This window comes from Alkaliphilus sp. B6464, assembly GCF_018141165.1.
Lineage (GTDB): Bacteria > Bacillota > Clostridia > Peptostreptococcales > Natronincolaceae > Alkaliphilus_B.
This window is the reverse complement of sequence record NZ_CP058557.1, coordinates 1,092,988-1,108,861: the sequence shown is the minus strand read 5'-3', so window position 1 is coordinate 1,108,861 and position 15,874 is coordinate 1,092,988. Positions and strand designations below refer to the sequence as shown.

Here is a 15,874-nt window from a genome sequence, read left to right as displayed (position 1 = left end):
TCACTCCTTATTATTTTAAATTAATAATATTTATAACGACTTAACTGCCGATGCAGATAACACAAGGGATAAATATTTTTCTTCAGAACTAGCTCCCCTTGATGTTAAAACTATAGGAACCTTTGCTCCTACAATAAAACCTGCCATTTTAGCTCCAGCTGAATATACAAGAGATTTTCCTAAAATATTTCCTGCAGTTATGTTTGGAACAATTAAAATATCAGCATCTCCAGTAACAGGGCTATTAAAGCCTTTTATCTCTGCAGATTCTTTGCTCATTGTTAAGTCATAGGATATAGGTCCTTCTACAATACAGTTTTTGATTTCTCCCTCAATGTTCATTTTCTTTAGCTTACTAGCATCCACAGTTTCCGGCATTTTGGGATTTTCATTTTCCACAGCAGCTAAAACTGCAACTTTAGGTTCTTCATAGCCCATATCTATAAATGTGCTAACAGCATTTTCTATGATTTGCTTTTTTGTATCTACATCTGGATACATCATCATTCCACCATCTGTAACTGCCAAAAGTTTATGGTAAGTCGGTATTTCATGAATGGCAATATGAGACATTACATTACCAGTTCTAAGACCTTTTTCCTTATCAACTACAGCCTTTAATAAATCAGCAGTTTGAATTTTTCCCTTCATAATAAAGTCGGCTTTATTTTCATTAATAAACTCTACTGCCTTTATCGCTGCCTCTGAATCCTCTTTAACATCAATAATAGAAGATTCATCTAAGCTCTCTTTAAGGTTATCAAGTACTTCTTTTATTTTTATTTTGTCACCTATAAGGATTGGATCTACAATATTATCTTTTTTAGCACGAAATACCGCTTCTAACGTATGTTCATCTTGGGCTACAACTACTACAACTCTCTTTTTTACTTTTGAATTTTGAACCTTTTCTATTAAATCTTTAAAACTTTTAAATATCATGTCTCTCCTCCTTTATTTTCATATTTTAAAAATACTATATTAACTTATTAGATATATAATACGTTAAATTTTTGAAGCACTAAATAATATAGAGCAAAATTCATGCAAAAAAAAAAACACAGGCCTTAGACCTGTATTTCTACGAATTTTCATAATAAATATTATTCTGTAAATTACAAAACCGTTACCTTAGATTAACATCCCGTTATCTTTCGTTAACATATTCAATAATTATTATTGTGATTTAATCTTCTTCCATAGGGCTGTCCTACTTATACCTAGCATTTTTGCTATTTCTGTCTTAGTCATTCCTTGACTAGAAAGCATATCTATCACCTTTTCTTCTACATACCTATTAATTTCCTTTAAATCAATAATCTTATGAACATCTTCAGTATTATTATCTATTATTTCTCTTTTATCTAAATCTATTTCTTTAAAAATTACATATCTCTGAACAATATTTCTTAATTCTCTTGCATTCCCAGGCCATTGATAGTTTAGTAATTTCTCTTCAACATCTTTACTTATTTTATCAAGCTCTTTTTCATTAGATAACTCTTTTAGGTAATGCTTAAATAGCGGAATTATATCTTTTTTTCTTTCACGAAGGGGAGGAATATGTAATTCTAAAATATTTAATCTATAAAACAAGTCCCTTCTAAATCTTCCCTCTTCTACCATTGTCTTCAACTCTTCATTTGTGGCAGCAACAATCCTTATATCCAAAGGGATTACATAGTCTGATCCTATTCTCATTGTTTCTCTTTCCTCTAGAACCCTTAAAAGTTTACCTTGCAGATTTGGAGATACACTATTTATTTCATCTAAAAATATAGTGCCTCCATGAGCTAGTTCAAATAGTCCTGGCTTTCCTCCTTTTATGGCGCCAGTAAAAGCCCCTTCTTCATATCCAAAAAGTTCACTTTCTAAAAGATTTTCTGAAATAGCTGCACAATTGATCGCTACGAAAGCTTCTTTTTTTCTTTTACTTATATTATGTATACTTTGTGCTATTATTTCCTTTCCAGTGCCACTTTCGCCATATATCATAACTGTATTATCACTTTCGCCTATTCTTTTTGCCTTTTCTACTACATCTTTCATTATGGGGTCAAATGCAACAACATCCTCAAATATATATTTAGCAACGTGTCCCTTCTTATTTAGTTCATGTCGTATTTTTTTCTCTAAGCTTTGAAGCTTACTAATATCTTGAAATGAACATAAAACTCCCTCAATATTTTCATCCACCCTAAATATTGAAGTGTTTGCAGTAATGGTAATATTCTTCAAAGACCTAATCTCATTATTTTTATCCATCTTACTTTCAAGAACATCCATAATAAAATCAAGCTCCGGAAAAACATCAAGTAATTCTTTATTAATAACATCTTGTCTATCCTTCTTTAATAACTCCTTAGCCCTTTCATTATATAACCTAATTTTTCCTTCATAATTTACAGCAATAACTGCATCATGGACTCCATCTAATATTATTTTAAGAACCTCATTATTATATTTCTGTTCATATAGATTCTCTATCATATTTTTAGCATAGTTTATAGCTTCATAAATTGATTCTTTACTAGCATTTATAAAAACATTATCCATGTCCCAGTTTCGTGCAAGAGAACAAGGAATACCTCCACCAACTATTACAACATCATCTTTTTTTTCTAAATATTTATATACTCTGCCATAAATCTCATTTTTTGAATGAAATCTTTCAAGAATGATATTTGCATTAATTAAATCCTTCCATGCACCATAATCAAAGTAGTCTAAATCAGATATAACTAATACTATATCCTTATTATATTTTTTTGCTATTGTTATTGCCTGTAGAATATCCGGCGTGGTTACTTTTAAATGTATAACTGGAACACTAACAGTACCAACAGTATGACGATATCCTCCACTTCTAGCAACAATAGCCTTAACTCCTCTATTTTCCAATGCTCTACCTTGCTCATCTATACTATCCAAATTTAAAATATCTATGATTATTTCTCTGTTTTCAACTTCATTTTTAAATAATTCTATAATTCTATTTTTTAATTCTTCATCAGACGCTATTATTCCTATTTTTTTATCCATACATATCATTCCTTATTTAAAAATAATTTTATACCTTAAAGGGTAGAAGAAGTAATGCGTATTACTTCTTCTACCCTTTATTTTTCGGTCTTATTCAGATTGTATAATAATCTAAAAAATATTCTTTTTGTACTTATCTAAAATTAACATAAGAGGATAACCTAAACCATAACAGACAATAGTTTGTCCTAAAGCTACCCATCCCATAATAGCCAGTAATGGAGTTTCATCTGGAGAACCTAAAAAGATATAATACAGCATAAGTCCTATAATAATAGCATTAACTACAATAGGTGGTAAAGGTGCTAATATCTTTTTACGCATTTTGTAAGTAAAATATGCAGCAATTAATGTTGCTAAACTACCTACAACAATATCCAAAACTCCATAGGGTCCAATAATATTAGAAATTATAACCCCAACCGTTAATCCAGGTACTGCCGCTGGCGTAAAATAAGGCATAATCGTTAATACTTCAGCAATTCGCACCTGCATAATTCCATAGCTGAAGGGTTTAAAAACCTCAACTAAGACAACATAAATTGCTGCAATCATAGAGGCCTGTGTCAAAAATTTTGTTTTATTCATTTGTTATTTTTCCTCCCTAGTTTTATTTATTGTCAGGATGGTTTCGAACTGACATGTTGCTTAATGTTCCAAATAACAAAGTCTATTAAACAACCTATCAATGATAACATGTTATGTTATGTGTTGTCAATTTTAAACTAGGGCTCCTCCATAAATCTTTGCAGAGTTTATGACATTCTATCAATATAATTTTTTAGTACCATACCATCTTTAGGATTACATTTTAATGTCTTTGTATTCTCTTTTTCAAAGTTTTTTAGGTATACTGTAAATTGATCATCTTTTTTATCAATTTCATAGTTGATACATCTATACCCTTCATCGTATAGCATCCTAAAGTTATCTATAATAGGGTAATTAAACTCACCACCCATAAAATCATATCCTTTCAATTATATTTTATTTTAAAAAAGGAAAAATAGGTTAAAATACTCTTAATATGACTCTTATTAGATTTGGCTAATGTATGGTACTTTATACATAATGATCTAAGCAATGTTTCTTAAAAATAAAAAAACTATAATAATCATTAATATTTTGGAGGTATAATATGAAATTAGAAAAATTAAATGGTCTCTATAAACAAATTGCTACTTTAACACAAGATGATTATATAACAGGCTCTGGAAATGTGGATGCTAAAATTTTATTAGTAGGTGAAGCCCCTGGTGCAAAAGAAATAGAACTTAAGGAACCCTTTGTAGGACAAGCAGGAAAAAATCTCAATGAGTTTTTAGAAATACTTCAAATTAAGCGAGAAGATCTTTTTATTACTAATGTTGTAAAATTTAGACCCCATAAAACTAATGAAAAGACTGGTCGAAAAATTAACCGTCCTCCAACTCAAGAAGAGGTACGCCTTTTTTCAAATATTTTAAAGGAAGAAATTAATATTATATCTCCTAAAATTATTGTAACCCTAGGTAATACTCCTCTAAAATCAGTTATGGCAAATAACAAATTAACGATAGGTGCTGTACATGGCCAAATATTAGAAAAGGGCACCTTTTTGATATTTCCTCTATATCACCCAGCGTCAATAATATATAACCAAAATTTAAAAGAAACATACTTAGATGATTTAAGTAAATTAAAGGAAATAATAAATATAGATGCTTTTTTATAATTATAGGTTGATTTTTACTTCCATGTGTAATAAAATATATTAAACAGATTATTCTGTACATTTAGTTTTATGTATATATACTTGTTGATATAAATAAATATATATACAGTAATGACGCTGAATTCTTTATAAAGAAGCGGGGGAACCACTTTTTGGGGTGAATCTCACTTTTGTGAGTAGGGTCAACTCCTTCGATCCGAATCCGTCAGCTAACCTCGTAAGCGTAGAAAGGGGAGACTACAAGCAAGGTATTTACCAAGGCTATAGTTTCTTATAGCCTTTTTACTTTTCTCTCCTTTTATTTAATTACTATTCTGACCTTATTCTTTTCTGTATTATTATTCACCTATTAATTCTAATAAAGGGAGGTATTTTTATGGATCAATTAAAACTAAAAAATCTTAGCGTTTTAGAAAAGGAGCTACTTACTGGAAAGGATCGTATACGAGTAAGAAAAGCGACCCCTAAAGACTTACAAAGTATATATCAAGTTGCATGTTCTGTTGGAAACAACAAGAAAGAAGCAAATCAGGGTTTTTTAATTGATGATTATTCTTCTAATCCTAAATACTATCAAACAAAGTTACTTGAAAATATTTTTGAATTAGATCATTTTTATGTAGCTGAAAGTTATAACAAGGTTGTCGGTTTCCTAATCGCCTATACGAAGGAACAATGGCTGAAATATAATGAAGGGTGGATAGAAGAAGTTTATTGGAAGCCTGATTTTAACATTAAGAATGCTAATGATTTCATTTTAGTAGACAAAACTGCTATTTTATCTCATCTAACTGGCAAAGGCATAGGAAGTGAGCTATATAAAAAACTAATATTTGATATAAAAACTAAAGGGATATATGATATTTTTGCAGAAACAATTATTAGTCCTACTCCAAATTTTGCGTCTCTATCTTTTAGAATAAAGCAAAACTATACCTTAGCTGGAATGCGCTATGAAGATTATCTAGATCAAGTTTTTACAACTCTTATATATCATAAATCTATATACTAAAATTTTCATGTTATTTCACTTGTCTATATCATAGTTTAAATATTACAGAAAATATTACTAAATTTCTATCTCTTTAATATGATAAAAAGCAGCTAAGCTGCTTTTTTGCTAATCTAGAAAAGAATATTCTTCTCTGATTATTAGAGTCCTATACAAAATTAAAAGACTAATACTATTTTGAGCACTTGAAATTTATAATGAAAGTTAGAAATTTTAAGTGACATATGAAGTGTTATGAAAGCAATAGTCTATTTTTAGTAGGATTCTTTCCTCATAGTTGCTAATACACGCATAAATAAATTAAAAGTATTTCTACGATCATCTTCATCTACTTTTTTTAGGTTATTTATTTTGTTTATATTATTTTGCTTTTCTTTTATTTTCATATCTCTATACTCATTTAAATTAATTACATTATTTTTATCCAAAATTCCACTTCCTTTGAAAATATTAAACTCCAAATTAAGTATATAAATTGATAATATTTATCTTCTTTATTAATATAATTTCTACTTATTTTTAAAAAATCCTTCTTAATTATATTACTTTTATCTTATAAAATTTACCTTATTGCTATGAGCTTACTCTTATCCCAGCTTAAGTATTGGTCAAAATAATTAAAGAACCTATATATTTTTAGACAATAAAAAACACAGCTACAATTTATGTAACTGTGTTTTTAAATATATCGCAGCGACCTACTCTCCCAGGCAGCTTCCCGCCAAGTACCATCAGCGCTGAAGGGCTTAACTACTGTGTTCGGTATGGGAACAGGTGTGACCCCTTCGCTATTGCCACGACGTTATGAGGAATTCCCTCAAAACTATACAATGTTAGAATATATTGGTCAAGCCCTCGACCTATTAGTACCTATCAGCTAAGTACATTGCTGCACTTACACCCTAGGCCTATCAACCAAGTAGTCTTCTTGGGGTCTTACCTCCTTACGGAGTGGGAAATCTTATCTTGAGGGGGGCTTCGTGCTTAGATGCCTTCAGCACTTATCCCTTCCGCACTTAGCTACCCAGCGATGCTCTTGGCAGAACAACTGGTACACCAGAGGTGCGTCCATCCCGGTCCTCTCGTACTAAGGACAGCTCCTCTCAAATTTCCTGCGCCCGCGACGGATAGGGACCGAACTGTCTCACGACGTTCTGAACCCAGCTCGCGTACCACTTTAATGGGCGAACAGCCCAACCCTTGGGACCTACTACAGCCCCAGGATGTGATGAGCCGACATCGAGGTGCCAAACCTCCCCGTCGATGTGGACTCTTGGGGGAGATAAGCCTGTTATCCCCGGGGTAGCTTTTATCCGTTGAGCGATGGCCCTTCCACTCGGAACCACCGGATCACTAAGCCCGACTTTCGTCCTTGCTCGACCTGTATGTCTCGCAATCAAGCTCCCTTTTGCCTTTACACTCTACGCACGATTTCCGACCGTGCTGAGGGAACCTTTGGGCGCCTCCGTTACTTTTTGGGAGGCGACCGCCCCAGTCAAACTGCCCACCTGACAGTGTCCCAAGACTGGATTCACAGTCTATGGTTAGAACTTCAGTACTACAAGAGTGGTATCCCAACGATGACTCCACTGAGACTGGCGTCCCAGCTTCTAAGTCTCCCACCTATGCTGTACATGTAGCACCGAAATCCAATGTCAAGTTGCAGTAAAGCTCCACGGGGTCTTTCCGTCCTGTCGCGGGTAACCAGCATCTTCACTGGTATTACAATTTCACCGGGTCTATTGTTGAGACAGCGCCCAAATCGTTACGCCTTTCGTGCGGGTCGGAACTTACCCGACAAGGAATTTCGCTACCTTAGGACCGTTATAGTTACGGCCGCCGTTTACTGGGGCTTAAGTTCATTGCTTCGCAGATGCTAACAATTCCCCTTAACCTTCCAGCACCGGGCAGGCGTCAGCCCCTATACGTCGTCTTTCGACTTAGCAGAGACCTATGTTTATGGTAAACAGTCGCTTGGGCCTATTCTCTGCGGCCGGTTGAGGCTTACAGAGTAAATCTTTAACCAAAACCGGCTCCCCTTATCCCGAAGTTACGGGGTCATTTTGCCGAGTTCCTTAACAATAGTTCTCCCGATCGTCTTAGGATTCTCTCCTCACCTACCTGTGTCGGTTTGCGGTACGGGCACCTAGAAATCTCGATAGAAGCTTTTCTCGACAGTGTGGAATCAGCCAGTTCGCTACTTAAATTTCGCTCCCCATCACTTCTCAGGATTAATGTTAAAAGGGATTTGCCTCTTCTAACTCCCTACCAGCTTAGACGCACACAACCAACGGTGCGCTGAGCCTATCCTACTGTGTCACTCCATCTCTCAAACGATTTTAGGTGGTACAGGAATTTCAACCTGTTGTCCATCGCCTACGCCTTTCGGCCTGGGCTTAGGTCCCGACTAACCCTGAGCGGACGAGCCTTCCTCAGGAAACCTTAGGTTTTCGACGGGCAGGATTCTCACCTGCCTCTCGTTACTCATGCCAACATTCTCACTTCTATACAGTCCACTGCTCCTTCCGGTACAGCTTCAACCTATATAGAACGCTCGCCTACCATCCTTACGGATCCATAGCTTCGGTGATACGTTTGAGCCCCGGACATTTTCGGCGCAGAATCACTCGACCAGTGAGCTATTACGCACTCTTTGAATGAATGGCTGCTTCTAAGCCAACATCCTGGTTGTCTATGCAACTCCACATCCTTTTCCACTTAACGTATACTTTGGGACCTTAGCTGATGGTCTGGGCTCTTTCCCTCTTGACTACGGATCTTATCACTCGCAGTCTGACTCCCGAGTAAAAGATAACGGCATTCGGAGTTTGATAGGTTTTGGTAACCGGTGAAGGCCCCTAGACCATTCAGTGCTCTACCTCCGTATCTCTTAACCTCGAGGCTAGCCCTAAAGCTATTTCGGCGAGAACCAGCTATCTCCGGGCTCGATTGGAATTTCACCGCTACCCACAGTTCATCCGGTGACTTTTCAACGTCAATCGGTTCGGACCTCCACGAAATTTTACTTCCGCTTCATCCTGACCATGGGTAGGTCGCCCGGTTTCGGGTCTACGGCATGAAACTAGACGCCCTATTAAGACTCGGTTTCCCTACGGCTTCGCACCATAGGTGCTTAACCTTGCTCCATACCGTAACTCGTTGGCCCGTTCTACAAAAAGTACGCGGTCACACATAAAAAGTGCTCCCACAGTTTGTAAGCAGAAGGTTTCAGGTTCTATTTCACTCCCCTTCCGGGGTTCTTTTCACCTTTCCCTCACGGTACTATGCGCTATCGGTCACCAGGTAGTATTTAGCCTTGGGGGGTGGTCCCCCCTGCTTCCCACAAGGTTTCACGTGCCTCGTGGTACTCTGGATCACGGTCTAGAATATCATCGTTTCATGTACAGGACTATTACCTTCTATGGTGAGTCTTTCCAAACCTCTTCTATTACGATGAGTCATCATATATGACCGGTCCGCAACCCCGATAGAGAAAACCCTATCGGTTTGGGCTTATCCCCTTTCGCTCGCCGCTACTTAGGGAATCGATTTTTCTTTCTCTTCCTCAGGGTACTTAGATGTTTCAGTTCCCCTGGTATGTCTTCTATTACCTATTGATTGAGTAATAGATACTTAGGTATTAACCTAAGTAGGTTTCCCCATTCGGAAATCCCCGGATCAAAGATTGCTTGCATCTCCCCGAGGCTTATCGCAGCTTACCACGTCCTTCATCGACTCCTGGTGCCAAGGCATCCGCCTTCTGCCCTTATTAGCTTGACCATGCTAATATTCATCTAATGCTTTCGCATTGATGATTGCTTTACTATTTCTAACATTGTGTAGTTTTCAAGGAACTATTTAACCGTCTTTAAGACGGAATAATATAATACCAAATAAAATGTTTTATGTCAACCTTTAAATTGGTATTCTATGGTGGAGACGAGGAGAGTCGAACTCCTGACCCCCTGCTTGCAAGGCAGGTGCTCTCCCAACTGAGCTACGCCCCCATGTATTGAAAGACAAAAGGTCCCTCAAAACTAGACAGTATAGATTGCCAATTCTCCTTAGAAAGGAGGTGATCCAGCCGCACCTTCCGATACGGCTACCTTGTTACGACTTCACCCCAGTCATTGGCTTCACCTTCGACAGCTTCCTCCAATAAAGGTTGGATAGCTGGCTTCGGGTGCTTCCGACTCCCGTGGTGTGACGGGCGGTGTGTACAAGACCCGGGAACGCATTCACCGCGACATTCTGATCCGCGATTACTAGCAACTCCGACTTCATGTGGGCGAGTTTCAGCCCACAATCCGAACTGGGACCGATTTTGTAGGATTCGCTCCGGATTACTCCTTGGCTGCCCGTTGTATCGGCCATTGTAGCACGTGTGTAGCCCTGAACATAAGGGGCATGATGATTTGACGTCATCCCCACCTTCCTCCGAGTTATCCCCGGCAGTCTCTCTAGAGTGCCCAGCCGAACTGCTGGCAACTAAAGACAAGGGTTGCGCTCGTTGCGGGACTTAACCCAACATCTCACGACACGAGCTGACGACAACCATGCACCACCTGTCACCTCAGTCCCCGAAGGGAAGGCTTCGATTAAAAAGCTGTCCGAGGGATGTCAAGTCCAGGTAAGGTTCTTCGCGTTGCTTCGAATTAAACCACATGCTCCGCTGCTTGTGCGGGTCCCCGTCAATTCCTTTGAGTTTCATTCTTGCGAACGTACTCCCCAGGCGGAGTGCTTAATGCGTTAACTGCGGCACCGAGGTTTGACCCCCAACACCTAGCACTCATCGTTTACGGCGTGGACTACCAGGGTATCTAATCCTGTTCGCTACCCACGCTTTCGTGCCTCAGCGTCAGTTGCAGTCCAGAGAGTCGCCTTCGCCACTGGTGTTCCTCCTAATATCTACGCATTTCACCGCTACACTAGGAATTCCACTCTCCTCTCCTGCACTCAAGCCCTACAGTTTCAAAGGCTTACTACGGTTGAGCCGTAGCCTTTAACCTCTGACCCATAGGGCCGCCTACGCACCCTTTACGCCCAATGATTCCGGATAACGCTTGCCCCCTACGTATTACCGCGGCTGCTGGCACGTAGTTAGCCGGGGCTTCCTCCTAAGGTACCGTCATTATCTTCCCTTAGGACAGAGCTTTACGACTCGAAAGCCTTCATCGCTCACGCGGCGTTGCTGCATCAGGGTTTCCCCCATTGTGCAATATTCCCCACTGCTGCCTCCCGTAGGAGTCTGGACCGTGTCTCAGTTCCAGTGTGGCCGTTCACCCTCTCAGGCCGGCTACTGATCGTCGCCTTGGTGAGCCATTACCTCACCAACTAGCTAATCAGACGCGGGCCCATCCTATACCGAAATTCTTTGACCTTTTAGGGATGCCCCTAAAAGGTATTATGGGGTATTAGCAATGGTTTCCCATTGTTATTCCCCTGTACAGGGTAGGTTGCCCACGCGTTACTCACCCGTCCGCCGCTAAATTAAAATCATTCCACCCGAAGGCTTCCTGAAAATAACTCCGCTCGACTTGCATGTGTTAGGCACGCCGCCAGCGTTCATCCTGAGCCAGGATCAAACTCTTAAATAAAATTTCTGGGTACCATCTTTTAAAGATGGATTTATTATTTGCTGGCTTAATCTATACTGTTTAGTTTTCAAAGACCTCTTTAAAGACTTATGCTCAATCACCTTGTTGCGGCGACTTATCTAATATATCACACTTAAAATATTATGTCAACTGTTTTTATTTTAAAATTTATTTTTAAAACTGTATGTCAGGAGCACTTTTAATACTATATCACTATTATTCTTTTGTGTCAACTCTGTTTTTATAAAATACTAAAAGAGTAGATGGGATCTACTCTTTTAGTCCATACTCTTATCTAGTTCTTTTCTAAACTTCTCAATAATACGTTTTTCCATTCTAGAAACAGTCATCTGCGAAACTTGTAATTCCTCTGCTACTTTCATCTGAGTCTTATTGTTAAAGAACCTATCCTTCAGCACTTTCTTTTCAACTTCATTTAGCTTTTCTATTGCTTTATTTAAAAAATCCTTATTTTCGATACTATCAAAGCTTTTATCAAATTCTCCAATAAGATCTAATAACTGAACGTCTTTATCATCCCCATCATTATCATATGTTAAATCTAAAGACTTAGGGGTATATACTTGACTAGCCTCCATTGCCTCAATTATTTCTTCCTCTGTACAACTTAAGTAGTCAGCTATATCCTTTACAGTAGGTGTTCTTTGTAATGTTTGTTGGAGCGTAGTTTTACTTACATTTATTTTTTTAGATAATTCTTGTATTCTTCGAGGAACTCTAATAGACCATCCTTTATCCCTAAAGTATTTTTTAATTTCCCCAATAATTGTAGGTGTAGCAAAACTCGAAAACTCAAAACCCTTTGTTATATCAAATCTTTCAATCGCATAAATTAATCCTAATGAAGCTACTTGATAAATATCTTCATAGTCTATACCTTTATTTAAAAATTTCTTAGATAGGATTTCTGCAATATATAAATGTCTATTAATTAATTCATTTCTAATTTCAATGTTTTTTGTCAGGGCATATTCTTTAAAAAGCTCTTTTTCCGTTAAAGTCTTATGGGTCTTACTTATATTTAGAGTAACACCAGTATCCGTAGATTTTGCTGTGTTTATCATCAAGCATCATCCCCCAAGTACTTTATCATTTTTATCATCATACCTTTGCCCTTTTCCGATTCAATCTCTACATCATCCATAAGAGATTTTATAATAAATATACCTAACCCTCCTTCTTTAGGTTTACTAAGATCTGGTTCTTCTATATTGTCTAATTGACAACCTTCTCCATCATCATAGACAGAAATAGTTAGTTTTTCTCCTGTTGAAACAAAATCAATATTAAAATTACTGCCTTGTTTACAGTGGCATCCATGAATAATTGCATTTGTACATGCTTCAGCAACAGCAACCTTCATATCTTCAATCTTTTCAATATCAAATCCAATACGACTAGCAATAGCAGCTAAAGTTAATCTTATAACTCCCACATACTCAGGTTTACTGGGAACAGATAGCTTTATCTCATCCATTTGTATTTGATCCATTTATCTTCACCCCTCAACAATAAAAATTTTGTCTAGTCCAGTAATATTTAATAGCTTTTTTATATTAGGCCTTATATTTGAAATAACAATATTTTTATCTTCTTGTTTTAATCTTTTAAGTGCTCCAATAAGTATACCTAATCCTGTACTATCAATATATTCTAGTTTTTCAGCATCTATTTTGATATCTTCCTTCTTTTCTTCAATAATTCCCATGAAAACTTCCTTCAATTGTCCCGCTGTATATACATCTACCTCTCCCACCAGTTCAACGAGCCAATAATTATTTTCATTATTAAAGTCCTTTTTAATTTGTAATGACATAGAATTCATCCTCCTTTATCCTTTGTACTAATCATACTAATTCTTTAAATATATTCCTTACATCATAAGTTAACCTTATATATTACATCTAGTTATTGTTAAACAAATCTATAATTAATCCTCTTTTTATTATATCAAATTTTAAAAATTTAAACTATACCCATATAATTTGCACTAATAAAAATAGCAAAGGTTATATTTTACCTTTGCTATTTCTCTACTTATTCCTCTTCTTCCTCTTCTTCATGGCCAGGCATTACTGCTATAGTAACAATAGATTGATCCTCTTCAGTTCTCATAAGAGTAACCCCTCTAGTATTTCTACCTAATTTTGATATATTGTTTACATTTAGCCTTATAACTGTTCCATCATTGTTTATTAATAAGACTTCATCCTCATTAGTTACAATTTTCGCTCCAACTAATGCTCCTGTTTTATTAGTTACATTATAGGTTTTAATTCCCTTTCCACCTCTAGTTTGTAGACGATATTCACTTAAATCTGTTCTTTTTCCAAAGCCTTTCTCACTAACTACTAGTAGATCCATTTGTTCTTCTGCAATCTCCATAGAAACAACATGGTCCTTTGGTGATAAATTAATTCCTTTTACACCCATAGCACTTCTACCCATATCTCTTACATCACTTTCTTTGAAGCGAATAGACATTCCCTTTGATGTAACTAAAATTACATCTTGACCTTCATCTGTTAGCTTAACTTTTATTAACTCATCATCTTCTCTAATACTAATAGCTATTAGACCACTCTTTCTGGTATTTTCAAATTGACTTAACTGAGTCTTTTTAATAATACCATTTTTAGTAGCTAATACAAGATACTTAGAATCCCATTCTCTACCTACAGGAATCGTAGCTGCAATTTTTTCATTAGGGCTAAGTGGTATTAGATTAACTATTGCCGTTCCTTTAGCTTGTCTTCTTGCCTCTGGAACTTCATAAACATTTAGCTTATATACTCTACCAAAGTTAGTGAAGAACAACAAATAGTCATGTGATGAAGAAATAATTAGATTTTCAACAAAATCTTCTTCTCTTGTAGTTAGTCCAGCTACTCCTTTGCCACCACGTTTTTGACTTTTGTAAGTATCTGCAGGAAGTCTTTTAATATATCCAAAGTGAGTTAGAGTAATAACCACATCTTCCTCATCTATCATATCTTGTATGTTTATTTCTCCTATTGCTCTTGTTATTTCTGTTCTTCTTTTATCTGAATATTTTTCTTTAATTTCTAATAGCTCATCTTTAATAATATTAAGAACTAATCTTTCATTTGCTAATATTTCTTTGTAATGATTAATAAGTTTTAATAGTTCTTCATATTCTTCCTCAACCTTCTCTATTTCTAAACCAGTAAGTTTTTGCAATCTCATATCTAAAATTGCTTGTGCTTGTTTTTCTGATAGAGTAAATCTCTCCATTAAACCATTTTTTGCTATTTGAGTATTCTCTGAACCTCTAATAAGTTTAATGACTTCATCTAAATTATCTATAGCTATTTTTAAACCTTCTAATATATGTGCTCTATCTTCTGCTTTATTTAAATCAAATTTTGTTCTCCTAACAATGATATCTTTTTGATGATTTAAATAATGTGTCAGCACTTCTTTTAAATTTAATACCTTAGGCTCACCATCAACTATTGCAAGCATTATAATACCAAAAGTATCTTCCAGTTGAGTATGTTTATATAATTTATTAAGCACAACATTGGCATTAGCATCTCTTTTAAGTTCTATTACTATACGCATTCCATTTCTATCACTTTCGTCTCTTAGATCAGAAATGCCTTCTATTTTTTTGTCTCTTACTAATTCTGCTATTTTTTCGATTAATCTAGCCTTATTTACTTGATATGGGATTTCTGTAACAATAATTTGTTGTCTTCCCTTATTAAACTCCTCTATGCTTGCCTTAGCTCTTACCTTAACTCTACCTCTACCTGTTGTATATGCCTCTTTAATTCCTTCTGTCCCCATAATAGTGGCACCCGTTGGAAAATCCGGCCCTTTTATGTGCTCCATAATATCTTCCACTTCAGCCTCAGAGTTATCAATTAAAGTAACAACACCATCTATTACTTCTCCTAAGTTATGAGGTGGAATATTAGTTGCCATACCAACTGCAATACCACTTGATCCGTTAACAAGTAAATTTGGAAACTTACTTGGCATTACAGAAGGTTCTTTTAAAGACTCATCAAAGTTCGGTCTATAATCTACAGTTTCTTTATTAATATCCCTAATCATTTCTAGAGCAATTTTAGATAGTCTTGCTTCTGTATAACGCATAGCAGCTGCGCCATCACCATCAACAGAACCAAAGTTACCATGACCATCTACTAATAAATATCTCATTGAGAAATCTTGGGCTAAACGCACCATTGCATCATATACAGCACTATCACCATGTGGGTGATACTTACCTAAAACATCCCCAACAATACGTGCTGATTTTCTATGTGGTTTATCAGGAGTCAAACCTAATTCGATCATAGAATATAATATTCTTCTATGAACAGGTTTAAGTCCATCTCTAACATCTGGAAGAGCTCTCCCTACAATAACGCTCATAGAGTAGTCTATATATGATTTTTTCATTTCTTTTTCTATATTTATAGGGATTATATTACTTTTTTCCACTAACATTTTTTA

11 protein-coding genes, 1 tRNA gene, 3 rRNA genes and 1 riboswitch are annotated in these 15,874 nt (G+C 36.2%); of the genes, 2 read left to right on the top strand and 13 right to left on the bottom strand.

The window, feature by feature from the left end; genetic code table 11:
* Nucleotides 1–30: 30 nt before the first annotated feature.
* The 4 genes from HYG84_RS05340 to HYG84_RS05325 form a co-directional block, all read right to left on the bottom strand.
* Nucleotides 31–942, bottom strand: coding sequence for a bifunctional enoyl-CoA hydratase/phosphate acetyltransferase (locus tag HYG84_RS05340; protein ID WP_212381085.1), 912 nt, complete (start codon nt 940–942; stop codon nt 31–33).
* Nucleotides 943–1,176: 234 nt separating this feature from the next.
* The gene (locus tag HYG84_RS05335) at nt 1,177–3,042 is read right to left on the bottom strand and encodes a sigma 54-interacting transcriptional regulator (RefSeq protein WP_212381084.1); all 1,866 of its coding nucleotides are present in this window, start codon (nt 3,040–3,042) and stop codon (nt 1,177–1,179) included.
* Between the two features lie 111 nt (nt 3,043–3,153).
* Nucleotides 3,154–3,630: a QueT transporter family protein gene (locus HYG84_RS05330; RefSeq protein ID WP_212381083.1), complete on the bottom strand. Its 477-nt coding sequence runs from the start codon at nt 3,628–3,630 to the stop codon at nt 3,154–3,156.
* 167 nt (nt 3,631–3,797) lie between these two features.
* On the bottom strand, nt 3,798–4,004 hold the full coding sequence (locus HYG84_RS05325) for a hypothetical protein (protein WP_212381082.1): 207 nt from the start codon (nt 4,002–4,004) through the stop codon (nt 3,798–3,800).
* A gap of 176 nt (nt 4,005–4,180) precedes the next feature.
* Between HYG84_RS05325 and HYG84_RS05320 the strand changes: the two genes are divergently transcribed.
* Complete coding sequence (locus HYG84_RS05320) at nt 4,181–4,756, top strand: uracil-DNA glycosylase (protein ID WP_212381081.1); 576 nt, start codon at nt 4,181–4,183, stop codon at nt 4,754–4,756.
* 105 nt (nt 4,757–4,861) lie between these two features.
* Nucleotides 4,862–4,995: riboswitch (cyclic di-AMP (ydaO/yuaA leader) on the top strand.
* 137 nt (nt 4,996–5,132) lie between these two features.
* Complete coding sequence (locus HYG84_RS05315; protein ID WP_212381080.1) at nt 5,133–5,768, top strand: GNAT family N-acetyltransferase; 636 nt, start codon at nt 5,133–5,135, stop codon at nt 5,766–5,768.
* 254 nt (nt 5,769–6,022) lie between these two features.
* On the opposite strand, the gene HYG84_RS05310 is transcribed toward HYG84_RS05315, so the two are convergent.
* The 9 genes from HYG84_RS05310 to gyrA form a co-directional block, all read right to left on the bottom strand.
* Entirely contained in the window at nt 6,023–6,196 is a 174-nt protein-coding gene (locus tag HYG84_RS05310; RefSeq protein WP_212381079.1) for a hypothetical protein, read from the bottom strand.
* A 257-nt stretch (nt 6,197–6,453) separates the two neighbouring features.
* Nucleotides 6,454–6,570 (bottom strand): 5S ribosomal RNA (rrf, locus tag HYG84_RS05305).
* Nucleotides 6,571–6,611: 41 nt separating this feature from the next.
* Nucleotides 6,612–9,548: ribosomal RNA gene (locus HYG84_RS05300) — 23S ribosomal RNA — on the bottom strand.
* A gap of 151 nt (nt 9,549–9,699) precedes the next feature.
* A tRNA-Ala gene (locus HYG84_RS05295) sits at nt 9,700–9,775 on the bottom strand.
* Between the two features lie 61 nt (nt 9,776–9,836).
* A 16S ribosomal RNA gene (locus tag HYG84_RS05290) occupies nt 9,837–11,365 on the bottom strand.
* The 16S, 23S and 5S rRNA genes sit together here with 1 tRNA gene alongside, the layout of an rRNA operon.
* A 278-nt stretch (nt 11,366–11,643) precedes the next feature.
* The gene (locus HYG84_RS05285; RefSeq protein WP_249168743.1) at nt 11,644–12,450 is read right to left on the bottom strand and encodes a SigB/SigF/SigG family RNA polymerase sigma factor; all 807 of its coding nucleotides are present in this window, start codon (nt 12,448–12,450) and stop codon (nt 11,644–11,646) included.
* Entirely contained in the window at nt 12,450–12,878 is a 429-nt protein-coding gene (locus tag HYG84_RS05280) for an ATP-binding protein (RefSeq protein WP_212381078.1), read from the bottom strand. The genes HYG84_RS05285 and HYG84_RS05280 overlap by 1 nt, the downstream gene beginning before the upstream one ends.
* Before the next feature lie 6 nt (nt 12,879–12,884).
* Nucleotides 12,885–13,202, bottom strand: a complete 318-nt coding sequence (locus HYG84_RS05275) for an STAS domain-containing protein (RefSeq protein WP_212381077.1) — start codon at nt 13,200–13,202, stop codon at nt 12,885–12,887.
* A 221-nt stretch (nt 13,203–13,423) separates the two neighbouring features.
* On the bottom strand, nt 13,424–15,868 hold the full coding sequence (gene gyrA, locus HYG84_RS05270; protein WP_212381076.1) for a DNA gyrase subunit A: 2,445 nt from the start codon (nt 15,866–15,868) through the stop codon (nt 13,424–13,426).
* Nucleotides 15,869–15,874 lie beyond the last annotated feature (6 nt).

What these genes read in the sequence shown, in the direction of transcription:
- HYG84_RS05320 (WP_212381081.1), top strand. Translation starts at nt 4,181, where the DNA reads ATGAAATTAGAAAAATTAAATGGTCTCTATAAACAAATTGCTACTTTA.
- HYG84_RS05280 (WP_212381078.1), bottom strand. Translation starts at nt 12,878, where the DNA reads ATGGATCAAATACAAATGGATGAGATAAAGCTATCTGTTCCCAGTAAA.
- HYG84_RS05335 (WP_212381084.1), bottom strand. Translation starts at nt 3,042, where the DNA reads ATGGATAAAAAAATAGGAATAATAGCGTCTGATGAAGAATTAAAAAAT.
- HYG84_RS05315 (WP_212381080.1), top strand. Translation starts at nt 5,133, where the DNA reads ATGGATCAATTAAAACTAAAAAATCTTAGCGTTTTAGAAAAGGAGCTA.
- HYG84_RS05330 (WP_212381083.1), bottom strand. Translation starts at nt 3,630, where the DNA reads ATGAATAAAACAAAATTTTTGACACAGGCCTCTATGATTGCAGCAATT.
- HYG84_RS05275 (WP_212381077.1), bottom strand. Translation starts at nt 13,202, where the DNA reads ATGTCATTACAAATTAAAAAGGACTTTAATAATGAAAATAATTATTGG.
- HYG84_RS05325 (WP_212381082.1), bottom strand. Translation starts at nt 4,004, where the DNA reads ATGGGTGGTGAGTTTAATTACCCTATTATAGATAACTTTAGGATGCTA.
- HYG84_RS05340 (WP_212381085.1), bottom strand. Translation starts at nt 942, where the DNA reads ATGATATTTAAAAGTTTTAAAGATTTAATAGAAAAGGTTCAAAATTCA.
- gyrA (WP_212381076.1), bottom strand. Translation starts at nt 15,868, where the DNA reads ATGTTAGTGGAAAAAAGTAATATAATCCCTATAAATATAGAAAAAGAA.
- HYG84_RS05285 (WP_249168743.1), bottom strand. Translation starts at nt 12,450, where the DNA reads ATGATAAACACAGCAAAATCTACGGATACTGGTGTTACTCTAAATATA.